The sequence below is a fragment of the Sedimenticola hydrogenitrophicus genome (assembly GCF_029017505.1).
GTDB classification, from domain to species: Bacteria; Pseudomonadota; Gammaproteobacteria; order Chromatiales; family Chromatiaceae; genus Sedimenticola; species Sedimenticola hydrogenitrophicus_A.
In genome coordinates, this window is sequence record NZ_JAQGEI010000011.1 from 118846 (window position 1) to 139050 (window position 20205).

The following is a 20205-nucleotide window of genomic DNA, read 5'->3' on the forward strand; positions in this document are numbered from 1 at the left end:
GGCTATGCGTAAGATCAAAAAAGGTGACCAGGTGGTCGTCCTCGCCGGAAAGGATAAAGGCAAGCAGGGAACTGTACTGCGGGTGATTGACGAAAAGGTCATTGTTGAAAATATCAACATTGTTAAAAAACACACCAAGGCCAATCCGGCGAAGGGTGAGCAAGGTGGCATACTGGATAAAGAGATGCCCATCGATGCTTCCAATGTTGCCGTATACAACCCCAATACCGGCAAGGCCGATCGGGTGGGTATAAAGACGCTGGAAGATGGGCGCAAGGTGCGCTACTTCAAGTCTAATGGCGAAGTCGTGGATATCTGAGGCGGATAGAAAGATGGCAAGATTACAACAGGTCTACCGCGACGAACTCGTGGGTAAGCTGAAAGATCAGTTTAGCTTCAAGAGCGTGATGGAAGTTCCGCGGATAACCAAGATCACCCTGAATATGGGTGTCGGCGAGGCACTGGGCGACAAGAAGGTACTTGAGTTCGCCGTCAGCGATATGGAAAAGATTGCCGGCCAGAAGGCAGTCGTTACCCTGGCGCGCAAATCAGTGGCAGGCTTCAAGGTCCGTGAAGGCTGGCCGATCGGTTGCAAAGTAACCCTGCGCAGTGATCGGATGTATGAATTCCTCGATCGACTGATCAACGTGGCGATTCCCCGTATTCGGGATTTCCGCGGACTGAATCCGAAGTCGTTCGATGGGCGTGGCAATTACAGCATGGGTGTGAAGGAGCAGATCATGTTCCCGGAGATCGATTTTGATAAGATCGACACCCTGCGTGGGCTGGATATCGTAATTACCACCACTGCAAAGAATGATGCGGAAGGTCGCGCGCTTCTTGAAGCGTTCAATTTTCCTTTCAAGAACTGAAACAGAGCAGAATCGCATGGCAAAAAAGAGCATGATCGCGCGTGAAGTAAAGCGGGCAAAGATTGTTGAGAAGTACGCGGAAAAGCGTAAACAACTCAAGGCTACCATCAGCAACCCGGCTAGCAGTCATGAGCAGGTTGATGAGGCGGTGCAGAAACTGCAGAAGATGCCCAGGGATGCCAGCCGTTCGCGCCAGCGTAATCGCTGTCGGGTGACCGGGCGTCCGCACGGTGTTTACCGCAAGTTTGGCCTGTGTCGAAACAAGCTCCGCGAAGCGGCCATGCGTGGTGATGTTCCAGGGCTTGTAAAAGCCAGCTGGTGATGTAGAATACACCACCCTTTTCAGGGTGCACCCGCCTGCCGGCGGGTTTCTGTCAATCGTTTGGGTATCGCGTCTGATTAGGGCGGCTGACCCTGGGGATTTAAAAATGAGTATGTCTGATCCGATCGCGGATATGCTGACGCGTATTCGTAATGGTCAACAAGTTTCCAAGGTGGCTGTGTCCATGCCATCTTCCAAGAAGAAGGTTGCCGTTGCGCAGCTGCTTCTCGATGAAGGCTATATTGCCGGTTTCAATGTCGAGGCCAAGGACAATAAGTCTACACTCCAGATAGACCTGAAATACTTCCAGGGTAAACCGGTAATTGAGATGGTCCAGCGCGTAAGCCGTCCTGGCCTGCGTATCTATAAGGGCAGCAAAGAGCTCCCGAAAGTACGCGGCGGACTCGGCGTTGCCATCATTTCAACCTCGCAGGGTTTGATGACCGATCGCGCGGCCCGTTCCACTGGTCAAGGCGGCGAAGTCGTCGCTTACGTGGCTTAACCGGAGGGATAGACATGTCTCGTGTAGCAAAAAATCCGATACCCCTGCCTTCCGGCGTGGATGTCAACCTGAACGGCAGCGAACTGACCGTGAAAGGTAGCAAGGGAACCATGACGCTCGGCCTGCATGCATTTGTCACCATCAAGAATGAGGGCGACACGCTTCGCGTTGTTCCTGTACAGGAAGGCCGCAACGAGTGGGCAATGGCCGGTACCTTCAGGGCGCTGGTCGGAAATATGGTGACCGGTGTCAGCACCGGTTTTCAGAAGAAGTTGCAATTGATCGGCGTCGGTTATCGTGCGCAGGCCAAAGGTGATGTTCTGAATATGAATCTTGGTTTCTCTCATCCTGTGGATTATCCGATCCCCGAGGGAATCACTATCGAAACCCCCAGCCAGACCGAAATCGTAGTGTCTGGGTGCGACAAGCAACGTGTCGGCCAGGTCTCCGCGGAGATTCGCGCCTACCGTCCGCCTGAGCCCTATAAAGGCAAGGGTGTGCGTTATGCCGATGAGCATGTTGCCCGTAAAGAAGCCAAGAAAAAATAGGTCATACTGAGATGGACAAGAAAACTACACGTTTACGCCGCGCTCGCAGAGCTCGTGCAAAGATTCGCGAACTGGCGGTCAATCGTCTGACCATCTTTCGTACTCCGAGACATATGTATGCCCAGGTGATTGCGCCCAACGGATCCCAAGTGATCGCCAGCGCATCAACCGTGGAAAAAGACGTAAGGGCGCAACTGGAAGGGGCGTCTGGTAATAGCACTGCCGCAGCGATTGTCGGCAAGGCCATTGCGGAGCGAGCCAAGGCTGCTGGTGTCGAAAGTGTTGCGTTCGATCGTGCCGGTTTTAAATATCACGGCCGGGTAAAGGCGTTGGCTGACGCTGCCCGCGAAAACGGTCTTAAGTTCTAAGGGGCAGGCTATGTCGAAATTCAATGAAAGGCCGGAAGGTGACGATCTGATTGAAAAACTGATCAACGTCAACCGCGTCGCGAAAGTGGTCAAGGGTGGTCGTGTTTTTGGATTCGCGGCACTCGCGGTTGTGGGTGATGGCAATGGCAAGGTCGGCTTCGGCAGCGGCAAGGCGCGTGAGGTGCCGATCGCCATTCAAAAGGCGATGGAAAACGCGCGCCAGAATCTGCGCACTGCGAAACTGAATGGCGATACACTGCAGTATCCGCTGATCGGTCGACATGGCGCGGCCAAGGTCTATATGCAGCCGGCGTCAGAAGGTACCGGTATCATCGCCGGCGGCGCCATGCGTGCCGTCTGTGAGGCGGTGGGCGTGCACAATGTCCTGGCCAAGTGCATAGGCACAAACAATCCGATCAACGTGGTCCGCGCGACGGTAAATGCGCTGACCGAGATGACTGATCCTGAGACCGTGGCCGCCAAGCGTGGCAAATCGGTCAAAGAGATCCTGGGGTAGGTCATGAGTGAAAAAAAGATGATGAAAGTGACTCTGGTCCGCAGTGCGCATGGCCGGCTTGAAAGTCATAAGGCCTGTGTCCGCGGTTTGGGGCTTCGGCGTATTCGTCACAGTGTACTGGTGGAAGATACTCCTGCGACCCGTGGCATGGTGAATAAAGTCAGCTACATGGTTCAGGTAGAGGAGGCTTGAGATGCGTCTGAATACCATTAAGCCTGCAGAAGGCGCGACAACAGACGCCAAGCGCGTCGGCCGCGGAATCGGCAGCGGTCTTGGAAAAACGGCCGGTCGTGGTCATAAGGGCCAGAAATCACGCTCCGGTGGTTTTCATAAAGTAGGTTTCGAGGGCGGCCAGATGCCGCTGCAGCGCCGCCTGCCGAAGGTTGGCTTTACCTCCCGGAAAGGCCGGGTCACCGCCGAGGTGAGACTGAGCGAACTGGCCAAGGTGGACGGTGAGGTGGTCGATATGAAGGCGCTTTACGACGCCAATGTACTGCCTTTCAACATGAAGCGCGCCAAGATCATTCTTTCCGGTGCCATCGAAAAGGCGGTAACGGTTCGTGGATTGGGCGTCACCAAGGGCGCGCGGGCTGCCATCGAGGCGGCTGGCGGGAAGATCGAGGAATAAATGGCTGGACAGGGCACAAAAGCCGGCGGCCTTGCCGGGGCAGGTAAGTTCACCGAGCTACGCCAGCGGCTTTTGTTCGTTATCGGAGCCCTGCTGGTTTTCCGGATTGGTACATTTATTCCGGTCCCGGGGGTGAATCCCGCGGCTGTGGCGGTCCTGTTTGACCAGCAGCAGGGTGGCATCCTCGACATGTTCAACATGTTTTCCGGAGGCGCGCTGGAAAGGGCAAGTCTGTTTGCCTTGGGAATCATGCCGTACATCTCGGCGTCGATCATCATGCAGTTGATGGCTGCGGTGATTCCCAAGCTGGAACAGCTGAAAAAAGAGGGTGAACAGGGGCGGCGCACGATTACCCAGTACACGCGTTATGGCACCGTGGTGCTGGCGACCTTCCAGGCGGTGGGTATCGCGATTGCGTTGCAATCACAGCAGGCGGGTGGCATAGCGGTAGTCTCGCAACAGGGGCCCGGGTTCATCCTGACGGCGGCTGTGTCCCTGGTCACCGGCACGCTGTTCCTGATGTGGCTGGGCGAGCAGATCACCGAACGCGGGCTTGGCAACGGGATATCGCTGATCATTTTTGCGGGTATCGTCGCCGGGTTGCCGTCGGCCATTGGCGGGACGCTGGAGCTGGTGCGTACCGGTGAAATGAACGCCCTGACGGTGTTGATCCTGTTTGCGCTGGCGATCGCGGTCACCGCCTTCGTTGTCTTCGTTGAGCGGGGGCAGCGCCGGATCACGGTGAACTACGCCAAGCGTCAACAGGGCAGGAAGATGTTCGCCGCGCAGAGCAGTCATCTGCCGCTGAAGTTGAATATGGCGGGCGTTATTCCGCCGATCTTCGCCTCCAGCATCATCCTGTTCCCATCGACGCTGGGGCAGTGGCTGGGTACCCAGGAGAACATGCGCTGGCTGCAGGATATCGTCGCCAAAATCTCCCCGGGCGAGCCGCTGTACGTGCTGCTCTATGCCCTGGCTATCGTGTTTTTCTGTTTCTTTTATACGGCGCTGGTATTCAACTCGAAGGATACGGCGGATAACCTGAAGCGTTCCGGGGCATTTATTCCAGGTTATCGCCCGGGAGAGCAGACGGCACGCTATATCGATAAGGTGATGTCCCGCCTGACGTTTGCAGGTGCGATTTATATAACGGCGGTGTGTCTGCTGCCGGAATTTTTGATTGTCGGTTGGAATGTTCCTTTCTACTTTGGCGGAACGTCCTTGTTGATCATCGTTGTTGTCGTCATGGACTTCATGGCACAGGTGCAGGCACACATGATGTCTCACCAGTATGAAGGGTTGATGAAGAAGGCGAATCTGAAGGGTGGCGGCGCAGGCTTGCTGCGTTAACGCCGATAAGATTCCACGGTATTTTTGGAGATTGAGTCATGAAAGTAAGGGCGTCTGTAAAGAAGATTTGCAGGAACTGCAAGATTGTCCGGCGCAATGGCGTGGTGCGGGTTATCTGCAAAGAAGCCAGGCATAAACAGAGACAAGGCTAAGCTTTTCGCTTGATTTGTTGAAGAAATCCAGTTAAAGTTGTGCGTTCACCGCGCCCAACGTGAGCTGATAATTGTATTTTTAGGAGTTACCTGATGGCCCGTATTGCAGGCGTCAACATTCCCGATCGTAAGCACGCGGTCATCGCGTTGACCGAGATCTATGGAGTCGGTTCTACCCGTGCTGCTCGTATCTGCGAGGCCGCGGGTGTGGCAAAAGATGCAAAGATTCAAAACCTGACCGAAGGTGAAGTAGAGGCGCTTCGTGCCGAAGTCGCCAAGTTTACGGTCGAGGGCGACCTTCGCCGTGAAGTGTCCATGAACATCAAGCGTCTGATGGACCTTGGTTGCAATCGTGGAATCCGTCACCGTCGCGGCCTGCCGCTGCGTGGCCAGCGTACCAAAACGAATGCGCGTACCCGCAAAGGCCCGCGGCGTCCGATCAAGAGATAATAGCAATCCGGTCACCGGGTTGTTTACAGCGATATAGTTCACAGGAACATTAAAGATGGCAAAGCCGAGCAGCGTGCGGAAGAAGGTAAAAAAGAGCGTCACCGATGGTGTCGCCCACATTCACGCTTCCTTTAACAATACGATCGTCACCATTTCCGATCGGCAGGGTAATGTCTTGTCCTGGGCAACTGCGGGTGGTTCAGGATTCCGTGGCTCGCGCAAGAGCACGCCATTCGCTGCGCAGGTTGCGGCCGATCGCGCTGGCGAACGGGCCAAGGATTACGGCGTGAAAAACCTTGATGTCAATGTCAAGGGCCCGGGCCCGGGACGCGAGTCTGCGGTTCGCGCACTGAATAATGCAGGATTCAAGATCACCAGTATTTGTGATGTTACCCCAATCCCGCACAATGGTTGTCGCCCGCCTAAAAAGCGTCGCGTTTAATCTGGAGTTATAGATAATCATGGCAAGATATATCGGTCCCAAGTGTAAGCTGAGCCGGAGAGAAGGCACTGACCTGTTTCTGAAGAGCCGCGCTCGCTCCCTGGAATCAAAATGTAATATGGAAAAGCAGCCTGGTCAGACGACTGACCGGCGCCGCCGCCTCTCTGATTACGGTATGCAGCTTCGTGAGAAACAGAAGATGCGCCGTATGTATGGAATCATGGAGAAGCAGTTCAGCAACTACTACAAGAATGCGGCCCAGAGCAAGGGCGCCACAGGCGATAACCTGTTGCGTCTGCTCGAGACCCGTCTGGATAACGTGGTTTATCGGATGGGCTTCGGAAGCACCCGTTCTGAATCACGGCAGCTCGTGAGCCATAAATCCATCGAGGTTAACGGTAAGGTGGTCAATATCCCCTCCTACCATATCCAGGTCGATGATGTGGTGAGTGTTCGCGAGAAATCAAAAAACCAGCTGCGCATTCAAAGTTCTCTGGCGCTCGCGGAACAGTTCGGCACCGTCGACTGGATCGAGGTCGATGCGAAGGGCATGAAGGGTACCTTCAAACGTCTGCCGGACCGCTCCGAACTGCCTGCGGAAATTAATGAACAGCTGGTAGTAGAGCTGTACTCCAAGTAAGGATTACCTTCAAGAGGTCGAAATGCCGGAGTTTGTTAGCGATTTTCTCAAGCCGCGATTAGTGAGTGTTCAGCCGTTAAGCGAGTTACACGCCAAGGTTTCGCTTGAACCGATGGAGCGTGGCTTTGGTCATACACTTGGCAACTCATTGCGCAGAATACTGCTCTCCTCCATGCCCGGAAGTGCAGTGGTTGAGGCCGAGATCGAAGGGGTTCTTCACGAGTACACCAGTATCGAAGGTGTGCAGGAAGATGTCCTGGAGATTCTGCTGAATCTGAAGGATCTGGCCATCATCATGCATTCCCGTGATGAGGCGACGCTGACGCTGAAAAAGAAGGGGCCCGGTCCCGTTCTGGCCAGCGATATCACGCTTGATCACGATGTCGAGATTGCCAATCCGGATCATGTTATCGCCAACCTGACCAAGGATGGCCAGATCAACATGACGTTGAAAGTGGCTCGCGGTATCGGCTATCAGCCGGCGGCCAACCGGCTGGCCGATGCAATGGAAGACCGTCCTATCGGTCGCCTGCAGCTGGATGCCAGCTTCTCGCCGGTGCGTCGCGTGGCGTATGCGGTCGAAGCGACCCGGGTCGAGCAGAGAACGGATCTTGATCGTCTGGTAATTGATCTGGAGACCAACGGCACCATCGATCCGGAAGAGGCCATCAGAAGGGCGGCGACTATCCTGCAGGATCAACTGTCCGCATTCGTGAAGCTGGACGAGACGGCAACCACCGAGAAAGAGGTGGAAGAAGATCGCCCGGCGATCGATCCCATCCTGCTGCGGCCTGTCGACGACCTCGAGCTGACCGTGCGTTCGGCCAACTGTTTGAAGGCAGAAAACATCTTCATGATCGGTGATCTGATTCAGCGTACCGAAGTGGAGCTGCTGAAGACCCCGAATCTGGGTAAAAAGTCGCTCACCGAGATCAAAGATGTACTCGCTACCAGGGGCTTGTCCCTGGGTATGCGGCTGGAAAACTGGCCGCCAGAAGGTATGGAAGATAGCGGTCGATAATCTCGGCCCTGAATCGTATATCTATAGTATTAACCTAAGTTTAGGGAAGTCGATCCATGCGTCATCGCAAATCAGGACGGCAACTGAACCGCAACAGTTCACACCGCAAGGCAATGTTCCGTAACATGGCCTGCTCACTGTTGCGTCATGAGCTGATCAAAACCACACTACCCAAGGCAAAAGAGCTGCGTCGCGTAGCAGAGCCGATGATTACTCTGGCAAAGAGCGACAGCGTTGCCAAGCGCCGTCTGGCCTTTGATCGTCTTCGTGATGATGAGGTTGTCGGGAAACTGTTCACCGAACTGGGCCCGCGTTACAAGGAGCGCCCCGGTGGCTATCTGCGCATTCTGAAATGCGGTTTTCGTCCAGGTGACAAGGCGCCGATGGCCTTTGTCGAGCTGGTCGATCGTCCGGATGTGGAGATGGAAGCGGTCGAGGCTGAATAAGTACAGCGACAGCGTGATCGTTTGGAAAAAAACCGGGCCTTGGCCCGGTTTTTTTTGCCCAGGGGTAACTACTCACCCGGTCTGTAAGTGAGTAGTTACGCCCAGGAAAGTGCTTATGTCGCGAAGTACAGGGATGTGGGAGAGCGACCCAGCCTGTTTTTTGCTTTAATTCAACTAAAGGGCCGGCACGGTATCGATATGGGCGACACACCTGAACTGGTAGCGCTGTTCACCGACTTCGGCGTCGGCAGTCATTATCTGGGGCAGGTGAAAGCGCGCCTGCTGGCGGGAGGTATATCCCAGCCGGTAATCGATCTGTGTGCGGATGCGCCCGCGTTCAATCCCCGTGCCGCCGCCTTCCTGCTGGCCTCGTTCCTCCCCGCCATGCCGGATGGGACGCTATTCGTGGCGGTGGTGGATCCCGGTGTAGGCAGCTCCCGGCGGGCGATCCTGGTGACCACAGAACGGTTCTGGTTCGTCGCCCCTGACAATGGCTTGTTGTCCCGGGTGGTGTGCGCTCCCGGGCCCGTCAGGGTACAGACCATAGACCTGCCGGATCTTTCCCGGCGGTCGAAAACCTTCGACGGCAGGGACCTGTTTGCGCCTGCCGCTGCGGTTATCTGTCGAGGTGGCAGCGTCCCGGGTGCGTCGTTGGTCCCGGACAGCCTGGTCGGCTGTGACTGGCCGGAGGAGTTGGCCGAGATAATCTATATAGACGCTTATGGAAATGCGGTCAGCGGCCTGTCGGGTGAGGGGTTGTCCCGCGAGCAGACTCTGACGGTAAATGGGAGTCTTGTGGCCTATGCCGAAACCTTCTCCGCTGTGGCGACCGGCCGTCCGTTCTGGTACGTGAATGCCAATGGGCTGGTGGAGCTGGCGGTTAACCGGGGGAGCGCCACCGACAAGCTCGGGCTCCGCATCGGCTCGCCCGTAAGCTGGCAGACCGATTAGCGAAACACCGCTGTACCCACGTCCACCTATTGACCCGCCTGCAGGACCTTTTTCAGGTACTGGCCGGTATGGGATTGGGCTACCTCGCTGACCATCTCCGGGGTGCCCTGGGCAACGATCTCGCCGCCGCGGTTGCCGCCCTCCGGACCCAGGTCGACAATCCAGTCCGCGGTCTTGATGACATCCAGATTGTGTTCAATCACCACCACGGTGTTGCCGTGATCGCGTAGCCGGTGTAGCACCTCGAGCAGGTGTTTCACGTCGTGAAAATGCAGCCCCGTGGTCGGCTCGTCCAGAATATAGAGGGTGTTCCCGGTATCGCGCTTGGACAGTTCGCGCGAGAGCTTGACGCGCTGTGCCTCACCGCCCGAGAGCGTGGTGGCGTTCTGCCCCAGCGTGATATAGGAGAGTCCGACATCCATCAGGGTCTGCAATTTACGTTTCAGCGCCGGGATGGCATCGAAAAACTCCAGGGCCTCTTCAATGGTCATCTCCAGCACCTGGTTGATGCTTTTTCCCTTGTACTTGATCTCCTGGGTCTCGCGGTTATAGCGGCTGCCCTTGCAGACGTCGCACTGGACATAGATGTCCGGCAGGAAATGCATCTCGACCTTGATCACGCCATCCCCGCGGCAGGCCTCGCAGCGTCCGCCCTTGACGTTGAAACTGAAGCGACCCGGCGTGTAGCCGCGTGAGCGGGACTCGTGAGTGCCGGCAAACAGCTCACGCACCGGGGTGAATATGCCGGTGTAGGTAGCGGGATTGGAACGGGGGGTGCGGCCGATCGGGCTCTGATCGATATCCACCACCTTGTCGAAATGCTCCAGCCCGTCGATCCGGTCGAACGGGGCCGCATCCAGGGAGGCGCGGTTCAGCTGGGTGGCGGCAAGGGGATAGAGCGTGTCGTTGATCAGTGTGGACTTGCCGGAGCCGGACACCCCGGTCACACAGGTAAACAGGCCGGCAGGCAGGTTCAGCTCAATCGACTTGAGATTGTTGCCGCGTGCCCCGGAGATGGTCAGCAGTTTGGTGTCATCGGCTTTGTGCCGTTGTTGCGGTATCGCAATGCTCAGGCTGCGCGAGAGATACCGACCCGTCAAGGAATCCGGGTTCGATGCGATCTCGGCGGCGCTGCCCTGGGCGATGATGCGGCCGCCGTGAACGCCGGCGCCGGGGCCGATATCCACCACATGGTCGGCGGACAGGATGGCCTCTTCGTCGTGTTCGACGACGATGACGGTATTGCCCAGGTCGCGCAGGTAGGTCAGGGTTTTCAGCAGCCGGTCGTTGTCCCGCTGGTGCAGCCCGATGGAGGGCTCATCCAGAATATACATGACGCCCACCAGGCCGGCGCCGATCTGGCTTGCCAGACGGATGCGCTGGGCCTCGCCACCGGACAGGGTTTCCGCGCTGCGGTCCAGGGTCAGGTAGTCGAGACCCACATTGACCAGGAACTGCAGCCGTTGGGAGATTTCGTTCACCACTTTATCGGCGATCTTGCCTTGCTTGCCGGGGAGCTGTAACCGGCTGAAGAACTCAAGGCAGTTCCCGACCGGCAGGGTGGTGATGGCCGGCAGGTTTTGCTCATCCACAAAGACATGGCGCGCCGCCTCGTTCAGGCGGGTACCGCCGCACTCCGGGCAGGGGTGGGTGGAGATATAGCGAGCCAGCTCCTCCCGGACCGCGCTGGATTCGGTCTCCCGGTAGCGCCGCTCCATGTTGCGGATGATCCCCTCGAAGGGGTGGGTGTTGCTGCTGCTGCGCCCGCGTTCATTGAAATAGGTGAACTTGATCTTCTCCTTGCCACTGCCGTTCAGGATGGTGTCGCGGACCTTCTTGGGCAGTTCATCCCAGCTGGTCTCCACGTCAAAGGCGTAGTGCTTCCCCAGGGAACTGATCAGCTGGAAATAGTAGGCGTTCCTGCGATCCCAGCCCCTGACCGCACCGGCGGCGAGGCTCAGGTGGGGATGGGCAACCACCCGCTCCGGGTCAAAAAACTGTTCGATGCCTAGCCCGTCGCAGGTTGGGCAGGCGCCCGCCGGGTTGTTGAACGAGAACAGTCGGGGTTCCAGTTCCGGCAGGCTGTAGCCGCATTGCGGACAGGCGAAATTGGCCGAGAACACCAGCTCTTCCTGCGGGTTGTCCTGCTCCATGCCCGGTTCCATGGCGGCGATGCGGGCCAGACCGCCGGAGAGGGCGAGGGCGGTTTCGAAGGACTCCGCGAGACGCAGTTCGAGTCCTTCGCGGACCTTGAAGCGATCCACCACCGCCTCGATGGTGTGTTTCTTGTGCAGTTCCAGTTCCGGCGGCTGATCGAGTTCGTAGATTTCGCCATCGATGCGCGCGCGGATAAAACCCTGCGCATTCAGTTCCCGCAACAGTTTATGATGTTCCCCCTTGCGCTCCGACACCACCGGAGCGAGCAGCATCAATTTCCTGCCCTCGGGCAGGCTCAGGACCTGGTCCACCATCTGGTTGATGGTCTGGGCCTCCAGCGCCTGGCCGTGGGTGGGGCAGCGCGGGGTACCGGCACGGGCATACAGCAGCCGGAGGTAATCGTAGATCTCGGTGATGGTGCCGACGGTGGAGCGTGGGTTGTGGGAGGTGGTTTTCTGCTCGATGGAGATGGCCGGAGAGAGTCCCTCGATATGGTCGATATCGGGTTTCTCCATCATCGACAGGAATTGCCGAGCATAGGCCGAGAGCGACTCGACGTAGCGCCGCTGGCCCTCGGCATAGATGGTGTCGAAGGCCAGCGAGGATTTCCCGGAACCGGAAAGACCGGTGATGACGATCAATTTGTCGCGGGGAAGATCCAGGTCAATGTTTTTCAGATTGTGGGTGCGTGCCCCACGTATGCGTATCGTATCCATCTACATACCAGCGAATAAGCGAACCTGTTACTATACGCTGTCTTGTGGTTTCGGGCCAAACAAACCGTGGCAAAACAGCGAGTGAACATGGCCTGGGACAGGCTTCCCGGCTATGGCTGGACGCGGGCTTTTCCCCTGGCATGAGTGGGGTTGGCCATTGGTAAAGTGATCGGGTAATTGAACAAAAAAACGCAACAACTCCATCGACTGACAGCGATCGAAATCAGGGCGGCGTTCTCGCTCGCCGGCATTTTCTCCCTGCGCATGCTCGGGCTGTTTCTGATTCTGCCGGTGTTCGCCCTTTACGCGGAACAGCTGGTCGGTGTCACCCCGTTATTGATCGGCGTGGCCATTGGCGCCTATGGCCTGACCCAGGCGCTGCTTCAGATCCCCTTCGGCATGATCTCCGACCGCATTGGCCGAAAGCCGGTGATTATTGCCGGGTTGCTGATCTTCGCCCTGGGCAGTGTGGTGGCGGCCCGCTCGGACTCCATCTGGGGTGTGATCGCCGGGCGCGCGCTGCAGGGCAGCGGTGCCATTGCCGCCGCGGTGATGGCGCTGGCGGCCGACCTGACCCGGGAACAGAACAGAACCAAGGCGATGGCTGTGATCGGCATGAGTATCGGGCTTGCGTTTGCCGTATCCCTGGTGTTGGGGCCGTTGCTGAATACCTGGATCGGTGTGCCGGGCATCTTCTGGCTGACCGCCTTGCTGGCGCTGGCGGGTATCCTGGTGGTGATTTTTCTGGTCCCCAATCCGGATAAAATCGCCACCCATCGGGATACCAGCCCGGTGCGGGATCAGTTCTCCCGGGTGTTGCGCAACGCCGACCTGCTGCGCCTGGATATCGGGATCCTGCTGTTGCACATGATGCTGACGGCGGTGTTTATCGCCGTTCCCCTGACCCTCAGGGACGTGACCGGGATTGCCGCGGAAAAACACTGGATGGTCTATCTGCCGGTGGTGCTGCTGGCCATGGTGCTGATGGTGCCATTTATTGTGATCGCGGAGAAACGCCGCAAGATGAAGCAGGTCTTTCTGCTGGCTATCCTGGCTATCGGGATGGCCCAGATTGGGTTTATTCTGTTCAAGGCGACACTCCTGGGCTTCGGCCTGGCGCTGCTGTTGTTTTTCGTCGCCTTCAATCTGCTGGAGGCCTCGCTGCCCTCGTTGATCTCCAAGATGGCGCCGGCGGAAAGCAAGGGTACCGCCATGGGGGTCTACTCCACGTCCCAGTTTATCGGGGCCTTCCTGGGCGGGATGCTCGGCGGCTGGATGTATGGGCAGTACCAGCTGGTGGGGGTATTTCTGTTTGGCGCGGCGGCCGCACTGCTCTGGCTGGCACTGGCCAGCGGGATGCGCCAACCGGGATACCTGAGCAGCTACCTTATTAAGGTGGGGGTGCTTGAGCCGGCGAGCGCGCATCAGCTGCAGGCGAGGCTGAGCGGTCTGCCCGGTGTGGGCGAGGCCGTGGTCATGGCGGAAGAGGGCGTCGCCTATCTTAAAGTGGATACGCAGTGTGTGGATTTTGCATTGCTGGATGAATTCTCGGTCGCGGAGACGTAGAATCAGGTGTTCAGGCCGCAGGGCCAGGGAGCAACTTAAATTGAATTGGAGGAGATATGGCCAGAGGGGTCAATAAAGTAATCTTGATCGGTAATGTTGGGAAGGACCCGGATGTTCGTTATATGCCCAATGGTAACGCTGTGGCCAATGTCACCCTGGCGACATCCGAATCCTGGAAGGATAAAAACAGTGGTGAAACCCAGGAGCGGACCGAGTGGCATCGGGTGGTGTTTTTCCGTCGCTTGGCCGAGGTCGTGGGAGAATACGTGAAAAAGGGCTCTAAGATCTATGTCGAAGGGCGCCTGCAGACGCGTAAATGGCAGGATCAGGGCGGCCAGGACCGCTATACCACCGAGATCGTGGCCGACGAGATGCAGATGCTGGACAGCAAAGGCAGCAGTGCCTCGTACGACTCCGGCCGCCCGGAATCGGGCTCACGCCCAGCGCGTGATTCCGCGTCATCGGCCGCACCGATGCCGGATGATGGGTTCGATGACGATATTCCATTTTAGAGTCGCCCCGGGCGTTCGCCAAAAAACCCATGCATTGCATGGGTTTTTTGTGCTGGTGGGTAACTACTCACAGGGTGATTGGCCTGCCTTGCCGGCCGATCTTGATGGCGCCTCGAATCCGGCCCCTTTTTCAGATTCAAGCCTGCCCTTGTCTGAGCGAAGCGAGTTTTGTCCACGGATGGACTTATGCCGCGGAGGCCATGAGGAGTGGTACAGGGATGTACCGTTTACGGAGCCGAGGATGCAATGGCCGGGAGCGGCTTGGGCAGGCGCTGAAAAAGGGGCCGGATTCGAGGAGACAAGCCATCGTGTGAGGCCGGCAAGGCAGGCCAATCACTTGCAGGCCGGGTGAGTAGTTACCTTGCACGAGCCCTTATGCCGCGAAACACCGGGAAGTGCACTAGCCGATTATCCCGGTTTGCCATCGACACGGGGTTGGGTCAGCATCGGCACATAGATCGCCCCGAAGAGCAGGAAACTGACGATCCACAGGCCGCCGGAGAGGTGGACCCACAGGGTATATTGCTGCGGCAGCACCAGCGGTCCGAATACCCGGAACAGCGCGGCAAGATTCATCAGGATGAAGCAGCCGTTGATCAGGGGATGGGACTGTATTTCACGTCCGGTATGCCCTAATGCGACCCGCGCCATCATGCCGTAGGTAAGCGCGCCGATGCCGCCGACGGTAATGGCATGTTTGGCCAGATTAAGTCCGGTAAAACCAAAATAGGCCAGGCCGGCCAGGGTAAAGCCGATGATCAACCAGAACATGCCGCTGAACAGCACCCAGAGGATCGGTATCTGCCAGATTTGCCGATTATACCAGCCGACGACCCGGATGATCTGTGTCGCCGCCACGGCAAAGGCCAGCACACCGCTGAGCCAGGCGTTTGGATAGATAAACTGAACGGCAATCAGGCCACCCAGGGAGATGACGGTCGCCAGCTCGACCCGGCCGTTGCGTTTGGAGGCGTGGCCCGGTATCACGGCTTCGGTGAAGAACGGGATCACCCGTCCACCCAGCAGGGTAATAAGAAAGGCGATCAGATAGAGCATGGCATCAGCGCCGCGCAGGGCGCTGTTGGCCAGCCCCAGTGACTGGAGGTGGACGTAGAGATTGGCCACCGCCATCACCAGCAACAGGGGCACGAAAATCCGGTTCATCTTCTGCTGGCCCTTCCACAGGGCCGGCTGGATGGCAAGCGCAACCGCGGGCAGGAAGGCCAGGTCGATGACCGCGATCAGCGGCGCCGGGATGGCACCGGACAGGAACGGGGCAACCCGGCCCGCCAACCAGAGCAGGAACAGCAGACCCAGGGGCGTGCCGGTTGGTGGCGTGATGCCGGTCCAGTTTCGAACCGCGGTCAGCAGGAAGCCGGCAATGATCGCGACGGCATAACCGAACAGCATCTCATGGCTGTGCCAGCCGATGGCGCCGTAATAGGTCGGCAGCGGGTAGGCGCCGGACCAGGCGCCAAGCCAGATCAGCATCAGGATCAGGGCCGAAAGCGCGGCGGAGATGAAAAAGGGCCGGAAGCCCAGGGCCAGGATCACCGGACCCGCCTGCTTCAACTCCGGCTTGGGGGGTTCTGAATGGACTTTCAACATAATTTGTATGGTTTTTCCGTTACAGGACAATGAGATGCGATAGCTTAACCGCTGTGGGATCTGGCGCTTTGATATCAATCAAGGCCGGCGGCCGGCATCGGGGTGAGTCTCGACCCTGACGGCCCGGACGTCGGCTCAGGCCTGGTAGATCCCGCCCAGGATGACCGGGTGTCGTGCCCCGGTCACCTCGGGCAGATTGCCCGGTAGCTGTTGCAGGGTCTGCCTGGCAAGCCAGGCGAAGGCCATCGCCTCAATATGGTCCGGGTCGATTCCATACTCGGCGCTGGTCTCAACGGGGGCGTCGAGCCCCTGCCGGAGCTGGTTCATCAGGGTGGGATTCTTGGTTCCCCCGCCGCAGCAGATCACCCGTTCGCAGCCTGGGGCATACCGCTTGATCGCCTGGATGATCGAGCGGCTGGACAGCGCGCATAAACTGGCCTGGATATCTTCGGGGCGGTGGTGTGAGGCTTCGGGCAGGTGGCGCCGCAGCCAGTCGAGATTGAACAGCTCCGGGCCGGTGCTCTTGGGTGGCGGGCGTTTGAAGTAGGCGTCACCGAGCACCCGATCGAGCAATTCATCTATCACCCGTCCACTGGCGGCCCAGGCCCCCTGCTCATCAAACGGACGCTGTTGTACACGGTCCACCCAGCCATCCATCAGGGTATTGGCCGGCCCGGTATCGAAACCGGTAACCGGAGCCGCCGCATCCGCGGGGAGAAGGGTGATATTGGCAATGCCCCCCAGGTTCAGGATCACGCGGAACTCGGCGGCGTTGCGCCAGCATGCCGAATGAAATCCCGGGGCGAGTGGGGCGCCCTCCCCGCCGGCGGCCATGTCGCGACGCCGGAAGTCCGCGACCACGGTGATGCCGGTTTTTTCCGCCAGGTGATTGGGGTCGCCGAGCTGCAGGGTGAAGGGGTGTGCCGCACCGGGTCGATGGCGGATCGTCTGGCCATGGGAGCCGATGGCGCGGACCTGCCGCGCCTGGATGCCGGTCTGGCACAGCAGGCCGGCGACCGCCTCGGCAAAGTGGTTGGCGACCGAAATGTCCGCCACACCCAGCTGTTCGATCTCGTTGTCGCCCGGCTGTGAAAGCTGTTTCAGGAGGTCCCGGACCGCCGGCGGCCAAGGTTGGTGATAGTGGCCGAGCAGTTTGGGCCCGGGCGGTGCGAAATCCACCAGGGCCGCATCGATGCCATCGATACTGGTGCCCGACATCAGACCGATATAGAGATCGGCCGAGACCGGCGGCTCCCTATCGGGCATCGGCCACCATGGTTTTTGCGATCAGATCCAACTCGGCCAGCAGTTGGGAACTGATCTGGGCGAATTTCGCCCGGTGGTCTTTCGCCAGCGGTTCTGCCGCCGGCAGCTTGATGGTCAGCGGGTTACGGTGGACCCCGTTCACGCGGAACTCATAGTGCAGGTGTGGGCCGGTGGCCAGACCGCTTTGGCCGACATAACCGATAACCTGCCCCTGGCGTACCCGGGAGCCATTATTTACATTGCCGCGGAATTTCGACATATGGGCATAGAGCGTGGTGTATTGGCTTCCGTGCTTGATCATCACCGTGCGCCCGTAGCCGCCCTTGGTGCCCCTGAAGATAACCCGTCCATCACCGGACGCCTTGATCGGCGTGCCGGTGGCGGCGGCATAATCGACCCCCATGTGCGGGCGTTTCTTGCCGAGCACCGGGTGATAGCGTGCCTTGGTGAAGCGGGAGGAGATGCGACGGAAATCCACCGGGGCACGCAGGAAGGCCTTGCGCATGCTCTCGCCTTCCGGGGAATAGTAGCTGCTGTAGCCCTCGTCATCCTCGAAGCGTATGGCGCGAAATACCTTTCCCTGGTTGACGAATTCGGCCGCCAGGATGGGACCGTTGCGGTATTTTTTCCCGTCCAGGTACTCCTCTTCATAGATTAGGCTGAACTGGTCGCCGGCACGTATCTCCAGGGCGAAATCGATGTCCCAGCCGAATATGTTGGCCAACTCCATGGTGAGCGCATCCGACAGGCCCGCCCGTTGTGCACCCATATAGAGTGAGCTGGTGATGGTGCCGGCGGCCGATGCGATACGTTTCTCCAGGCTCCGGTCGTTAATCTGCGCGGCGAAGGACTCATCCGTCGGAAGGATCTGCAAGCTGCGGATTTCGCTCTGCTTGTGGACCAGTTCAAGCAGATCTCCCTGCTGGTCGATGCGCACCTTGATCGCCTCTCCCGGACGGATATTGGCCAGCGTCTTGGCCTCCTTGCTGCTGTTGACAATGCGATGCAGAAGATTTGGCGAGAGCTTGAGGCGGGAAAAAATCAGCGCCAGGGAGTCGCCCGGCTTTACCCTTTCCTCCTGCCAGGTACCGTGGTCCATGGAGACCAGCACCTCCTGATCCTCTGCCGGTGTGGAGGCGTCGGGTGTGGCTTCATCCCCGGTCGCCGGGGCGGTCGACGCTACGTCGGCACCGAGTTCGGATATCTCCAGCGCTTTATGCTTAGGCAGGTTCAGCTCGGGTGTGCCGGACGGGGTGGCGGGGGCCGCAAGTGCGGGTGCGGTCTCCTCACGCTTGGAAACGGAAGCGACAGCGACCGCCGGCGCTTCCGTCAGCTTCTTTCCATCACGGGATTGCCCGGGAAGGATCAGCGGCACCTGCGCCAGCGGTTGGGCGGTCTGTTCCGCCGCCGTGGGCGCGGAAGTGCGGTCAAGCTCCACAGCCGTGGTCTGGGGCGCCTTTTCGAAACTGCCGAGGGCGGCGTAGAGGCCGGATGCGCCAACTATCAGCCCAATAACGGCCAGATGCCCCAGGCGCCGACGGCTTTGCTGCGCGCTGGGGGTCAGGAATTCGTTTCTGAATTTATAGTCGTTTATCATGTTGGTGCGCTAATTTCCGGAAAATTCAGATAATTATTGCCTAAAACTTCGGTTATTCCCAGCCTTTTCAGGGCACTGATGCCCTGCGTAGCCGGCCGGCAAAGATAGTTAGCGTCAGGAAGGGGCCAATATATAGTGAAATGGTTACTTTTTCTTGCTTCATCCTGTAAATTGTGCGCCCCGACATGTTCTTGTTTTTTTGAGGTGGGTAATGGCGTCAGTCGCAGAGTCGATGGAGCTGATCAGGCGAGGAGCGGATGAGATTCTGCTGGAGGAGTCGCTGATCAAGAAACTGGGGCGGGGAAAGCCGCTCAAGATCAAGGCGGGCTTCGATCCCACGGCTCCCGATCTCCATCTGGGGCACACGGTGTTGATCAACAAGCTGCGCCAGTTCCAGGATCTGGGACATGAGGTCACATTCCTGATCGGTGACTTTACCGGGATGATCGGTGATCCCACCGGCAAGAACGTCACCCGCAAGGCGCTGTCCCGGGAAGAGGTGCTGAAAAATGCCGAAACTTACCAGGAGCAGATTTTCAAGATCCTCGATCGCGAGCGGACGGTGATCCGCTTCAACTCCGAATGGATGATACCCATGGGCTCGGCGGGCCTGATACAGCTGGCGGCCAAGCACACGGTGGCGCGTATGCTGGAGCGGGATGATTTCAGCAAGCGCTACAAGAGCGGCCAGCCCATCGCGATCCATGAATTTCTCTACCCCCTGGTGCAGGGGTATGACTCGGTCGCGCTGCAATCGGATGTGGAGCTGGGCGGTACCGATCAGAAGTTCAATCTTCTGGTGGGGCGGCAGCTGCAGGAGCTCTACGGCCAGGAGCCCCAGGTGGTGCTCACCATGCCGATCCTGGAGGGACTGGACGGCGTCCAGAAGATGTCCAAGTCACTCAATAACTATATTGGCATTGCGGATCAACCCGATGACATGTTTGGCAAGATCATGTCCGTCTCGGATGAACTGATGTGGCGCTACTATGAACTGCTTAGCTTCAGATCCATGGCCGAGATCAACCGACTGCAACAGCAGGTCGATGACGGTCTGAATCCCCGGGATGTGAAAGCCCTGCTGGCCGAGGAGTTGATCGAGCGGTTCCATGACAAAACCGCGGCGGTCAGGGCCAATGAAAATTTTGTCGCCAGATTCCGTCAAGGGGCCATGCCGGATGACATCCCCGAAAAAACCCTGCACGCGGATGGTGGGCTGTTGATTGCCAATCTGTTGAAGGAGGCGGGATTGGTCGCCTCGACATCGGAGGCGCTGCGCATGATCAAGCAGGGCGCGGTGAAGATCGATGGCGAGAAGGTGGAGGACCGCGACCTGGTCTGCCGGCAGGGTTCGGACGGCGTCTATCAGGTGGGCAAGCGGCGTTTTGCCAAGGTGAGGCTGGTGTGAATTCCCGGCCTGAAAAGCGCGCGCGGGGTGTTGTCATAAAAAGTTAAAAATAGGGCTTGCGTGGGGAGGGCGAGTGCGTATAATGCGCCGCTCGTTCGCAGGAGAAGTTGGCCGGTAAGGCCACGGAACCGGCGGGCGGAAAGCCAGGGAAGCGGCGGTCCGAACA

The 20205-nt window shown here is 58.4% G+C and carries 24 protein-coding genes; 20 read left to right on the forward strand and 4 right to left on the reverse strand.

Translation table 11 applies throughout. The features are described from left to right. Positions 1 to 4 precede the first annotated feature (4 nt). The 17 genes from rplX (at position 5) to O9K64_RS09120 (ending at position 9209) form a co-directional block, all read left to right on the forward strand. Positions 5 to 319 carry a 50S ribosomal protein L24 gene (gene rplX, locus O9K64_RS09040; protein WP_275097737.1) on the forward strand — a complete coding sequence of 105 codons (315 nt, stop codon included), beginning with the start codon at positions 5 to 7 and terminating at the stop codon, positions 317 to 319. Between the two features lie 13 nt (positions 320 to 332). Further along, positions 333 to 872 carry a 50S ribosomal protein L5 gene (gene rplE / locus O9K64_RS09045; RefSeq protein ID WP_275097738.1) on the forward strand — a complete coding sequence of 180 codons (540 nt, stop codon included), beginning with the start codon at positions 333 to 335 and terminating at the stop codon, positions 870 to 872. 16 nt (positions 873 to 888) lie between these two features. Continuing rightward, positions 889 to 1194 carry a 30S ribosomal protein S14 gene (gene rpsN, locus O9K64_RS09050; protein ID WP_260293353.1) on the forward strand — a complete coding sequence of 102 codons (306 nt, stop codon included), beginning with the start codon at positions 889 to 891 and terminating at the stop codon, positions 1192 to 1194. 106 nt (positions 1195 to 1300) lie between these two features. Beyond that, the gene (gene rpsH, locus O9K64_RS09055; RefSeq protein WP_260293352.1) at positions 1301 to 1696 is read left to right on the forward strand and encodes a 30S ribosomal protein S8; all 396 of its coding nucleotides are present in this window, start codon (positions 1301 to 1303) and stop codon (positions 1694 to 1696) included. 14 nt (positions 1697 to 1710) lie between these two features. Further along, complete coding sequence (gene rplF / locus O9K64_RS09060; protein ID WP_275097740.1) at positions 1711 to 2244, forward strand: 50S ribosomal protein L6; 534 nt, start codon at positions 1711 to 1713, stop codon at positions 2242 to 2244. A gap of 11 nt (positions 2245 to 2255) precedes the next feature. Beyond that, positions 2256 to 2612: a 50S ribosomal protein L18 gene (rplR, locus tag O9K64_RS09065; protein ID WP_260293349.1), complete on the forward strand. Its 357-nt coding sequence runs from the start codon at positions 2256 to 2258 to the stop codon at positions 2610 to 2612. A gap of 10 nt (positions 2613 to 2622) precedes the next feature. Then, positions 2623 to 3129 carry a 30S ribosomal protein S5 gene (gene rpsE, locus O9K64_RS09070; RefSeq protein ID WP_260293348.1) on the forward strand — a complete coding sequence of 169 codons (507 nt, stop codon included), beginning with the start codon at positions 2623 to 2625 and terminating at the stop codon, positions 3127 to 3129. Between the two features lie 3 nt (positions 3130 to 3132). Continuing rightward, positions 3133 to 3321 (forward strand): 50S ribosomal protein L30, encoded by a 189-nt coding sequence (rpmD, locus tag O9K64_RS09075; RefSeq protein ID WP_260293347.1) that lies wholly within the window; start codon positions 3133 to 3135, stop codon positions 3319 to 3321. Between the two features lies 1 nt (position 3322). Beyond that, complete coding sequence (rplO, locus tag O9K64_RS09080) at positions 3323 to 3757, forward strand: 50S ribosomal protein L15 (protein WP_275097741.1); 435 nt, start codon at positions 3323 to 3325, stop codon at positions 3755 to 3757. Then, positions 3758 to 5107, forward strand: coding sequence for a preprotein translocase subunit SecY (gene secY / locus O9K64_RS09085; RefSeq protein ID WP_275097742.1), 1350 nt, complete (start codon positions 3758 to 3760; stop codon positions 5105 to 5107). It abuts the gene before it with no gap. Positions 5108 to 5145: 38 nt separating this feature from the next. Then, positions 5146 to 5259 carry a 50S ribosomal protein L36 gene (gene rpmJ, locus O9K64_RS09090; RefSeq protein WP_082117165.1) on the forward strand — a complete coding sequence of 38 codons (114 nt, stop codon included), beginning with the start codon at positions 5146 to 5148 and terminating at the stop codon, positions 5257 to 5259. Positions 5260 to 5352: 93 nt separating this feature from the next. After that, positions 5353 to 5709, forward strand: coding sequence for a 30S ribosomal protein S13 (gene rpsM / locus O9K64_RS09095; RefSeq protein ID WP_029134293.1), 357 nt, complete (start codon positions 5353 to 5355; stop codon positions 5707 to 5709). A gap of 55 nt (positions 5710 to 5764) precedes the next feature. Continuing rightward, positions 5765 to 6151, forward strand: a complete 387-nt coding sequence (gene rpsK / locus O9K64_RS09100; protein ID WP_144357154.1) for a 30S ribosomal protein S11 — start codon at positions 5765 to 5767, stop codon at positions 6149 to 6151. A 19-nt stretch (positions 6152 to 6170) separates the two neighbouring features. Next, entirely contained in the window at positions 6171 to 6791 is a 621-nt protein-coding gene (gene rpsD, locus O9K64_RS09105; protein ID WP_275097744.1) for a 30S ribosomal protein S4, read from the forward strand. 22 nt (positions 6792 to 6813) lie between these two features. Further along, entirely contained in the window at positions 6814 to 7812 is a 999-nt protein-coding gene (locus O9K64_RS09110) for a DNA-directed RNA polymerase subunit alpha (RefSeq protein ID WP_275097745.1), read from the forward strand. A 56-nt stretch (positions 7813 to 7868) separates the two neighbouring features. Then, positions 7869 to 8258 carry a 50S ribosomal protein L17 gene (gene rplQ, locus O9K64_RS09115; protein ID WP_260293340.1) on the forward strand — a complete coding sequence of 130 codons (390 nt, stop codon included), beginning with the start codon at positions 7869 to 7871 and terminating at the stop codon, positions 8256 to 8258. Between the two features lie 198 nt (positions 8259 to 8456). Continuing rightward, the gene (locus O9K64_RS09120; RefSeq protein WP_275097746.1) at positions 8457 to 9209 is read left to right on the forward strand and encodes an SAM hydrolase/SAM-dependent halogenase family protein; all 753 of its coding nucleotides are present in this window, start codon (positions 8457 to 8459) and stop codon (positions 9207 to 9209) included. 26 nt (positions 9210 to 9235) lie between these two features. Here O9K64_RS09120 and uvrA read toward each other — a convergent pair whose 3' ends face one another. Next, positions 9236 to 12082 carry an excinuclease ABC subunit UvrA gene (gene uvrA / locus O9K64_RS09125; RefSeq protein WP_275097747.1) on the reverse strand — a complete coding sequence of 949 codons (2847 nt, stop codon included), beginning with the start codon at positions 12080 to 12082 and terminating at the stop codon, positions 9236 to 9238. 177 nt (positions 12083 to 12259) lie between these two features. Here uvrA and O9K64_RS09130 point away from each other — a divergent pair, with 177 nt between their 5' ends. Both O9K64_RS09130 and ssb read left to right on the forward strand, forming a co-directional pair. Beyond that, complete coding sequence (locus O9K64_RS09130; RefSeq protein ID WP_275097748.1) at positions 12260 to 13648, forward strand: MFS transporter; 1389 nt, start codon at positions 12260 to 12262, stop codon at positions 13646 to 13648. 56 nt (positions 13649 to 13704) lie between these two features. After that, the gene (ssb, locus tag O9K64_RS09135) at positions 13705 to 14160 is read left to right on the forward strand and encodes a single-stranded DNA-binding protein (RefSeq protein ID WP_275097749.1); all 456 of its coding nucleotides are present in this window, start codon (positions 13705 to 13707) and stop codon (positions 14158 to 14160) included. A gap of 408 nt (positions 14161 to 14568) precedes the next feature. Here ssb and O9K64_RS09140 read toward each other — a convergent pair whose 3' ends face one another. From O9K64_RS09140 to O9K64_RS09150, 3 genes are all read right to left on the reverse strand, one after another. Next, positions 14569 to 15768, reverse strand: a complete 1200-nt coding sequence (locus O9K64_RS09140; protein ID WP_275097750.1) for an NnrS family protein — start codon at positions 15766 to 15768, stop codon at positions 14569 to 14571. A gap of 135 nt (positions 15769 to 15903) precedes the next feature. Further along, a complete protein-coding gene (locus O9K64_RS09145; RefSeq protein WP_275097752.1) occupies positions 15904 to 17034 on the reverse strand; it encodes an anhydro-N-acetylmuramic acid kinase in 1131 nt (376 codons plus the stop codon). Next, positions 17024 to 18631, reverse strand: a complete 1608-nt coding sequence (locus tag O9K64_RS09150; RefSeq protein WP_275097753.1) for an OapA family protein — start codon at positions 18629 to 18631, stop codon at positions 17024 to 17026. The genes O9K64_RS09145 and O9K64_RS09150 overlap by 11 nt, the downstream gene beginning before the upstream one ends. 211 nt (positions 18632 to 18842) lie before the next feature. Here O9K64_RS09150 and tyrS point away from each other — a divergent pair, with 211 nt between their 5' ends. Beyond that, the gene (tyrS, locus tag O9K64_RS09155; RefSeq protein ID WP_275097754.1) at positions 18843 to 20039 is read left to right on the forward strand and encodes a tyrosine--tRNA ligase; all 1197 of its coding nucleotides are present in this window, start codon (positions 18843 to 18845) and stop codon (positions 20037 to 20039) included. The last annotated feature ends 166 nt before the right edge of the window (positions 20040 to 20205 follow it).

Coding starts and splice junctions, on each gene's coding strand:
- rplX (WP_275097737.1), top strand. CDS start 5: ATGCGTAAGATCAAAAAAGGTGACCAGGTGGTCGTCCTCGCCGGAAAG.
- rplE (WP_275097738.1), top strand. CDS start 333: ATGGCAAGATTACAACAGGTCTACCGCGACGAACTCGTGGGTAAGCTG.
- rpsN (WP_260293353.1), top strand. CDS start 889: ATGGCAAAAAAGAGCATGATCGCGCGTGAAGTAAAGCGGGCAAAGATT.
- rpsH (WP_260293352.1), top strand. CDS start 1,301: ATGAGTATGTCTGATCCGATCGCGGATATGCTGACGCGTATTCGTAAT.
- rplF (WP_275097740.1), top strand. CDS start 1,711: ATGTCTCGTGTAGCAAAAAATCCGATACCCCTGCCTTCCGGCGTGGAT.
- rplR (WP_260293349.1), top strand. CDS start 2,256: ATGGACAAGAAAACTACACGTTTACGCCGCGCTCGCAGAGCTCGTGCA.
- rpsE (WP_260293348.1), top strand. CDS start 2,623: ATGTCGAAATTCAATGAAAGGCCGGAAGGTGACGATCTGATTGAAAAA.
- rpmD (WP_260293347.1), top strand. CDS start 3,133: ATGAGTGAAAAAAAGATGATGAAAGTGACTCTGGTCCGCAGTGCGCAT.
- rplO (WP_275097741.1), top strand. CDS start 3,323: ATGCGTCTGAATACCATTAAGCCTGCAGAAGGCGCGACAACAGACGCC.
- secY (WP_275097742.1), top strand. CDS start 3,758: ATGGCTGGACAGGGCACAAAAGCCGGCGGCCTTGCCGGGGCAGGTAAG.
- rpmJ (WP_082117165.1), top strand. CDS start 5,146: ATGAAAGTAAGGGCGTCTGTAAAGAAGATTTGCAGGAACTGCAAGATT.
- rpsM (WP_029134293.1), top strand. CDS start 5,353: ATGGCCCGTATTGCAGGCGTCAACATTCCCGATCGTAAGCACGCGGTC.
- rpsK (WP_144357154.1), top strand. CDS start 5,765: ATGGCAAAGCCGAGCAGCGTGCGGAAGAAGGTAAAAAAGAGCGTCACC.
- rpsD (WP_275097744.1), top strand. CDS start 6,171: ATGGCAAGATATATCGGTCCCAAGTGTAAGCTGAGCCGGAGAGAAGGC.
- O9K64_RS09110 (WP_275097745.1), top strand. CDS start 6,814: ATGCCGGAGTTTGTTAGCGATTTTCTCAAGCCGCGATTAGTGAGTGTT.
- rplQ (WP_260293340.1), top strand. CDS start 7,869: ATGCGTCATCGCAAATCAGGACGGCAACTGAACCGCAACAGTTCACAC.
- O9K64_RS09120 (WP_275097746.1), top strand. CDS start 8,457: ATGGGCGACACACCTGAACTGGTAGCGCTGTTCACCGACTTCGGCGTC.
- uvrA (WP_275097747.1), bottom strand. CDS start 12,082: ATGGATACGATACGCATACGTGGGGCACGCACCCACAATCTGAAAAAC.
- ssb (WP_275097749.1), top strand. CDS start 13,705: ATGGCCAGAGGGGTCAATAAAGTAATCTTGATCGGTAATGTTGGGAAG.
- O9K64_RS09140 (WP_275097750.1), bottom strand. CDS start 15,768: ATGTTGAAAGTCCATTCAGAACCCCCCAAGCCGGAGTTGAAGCAGGCG.
- O9K64_RS09145 (WP_275097752.1), bottom strand. CDS start 17,034: ATGCCCGATAGGGAGCCGCCGGTCTCGGCCGATCTCTATATCGGTCTG.
- O9K64_RS09150 (WP_275097753.1), bottom strand. CDS start 18,631: ATGATAAACGACTATAAATTCAGAAACGAATTCCTGACCCCCAGCGCG.
- tyrS (WP_275097754.1), top strand. CDS start 18,843: ATGGCGTCAGTCGCAGAGTCGATGGAGCTGATCAGGCGAGGAGCGGAT.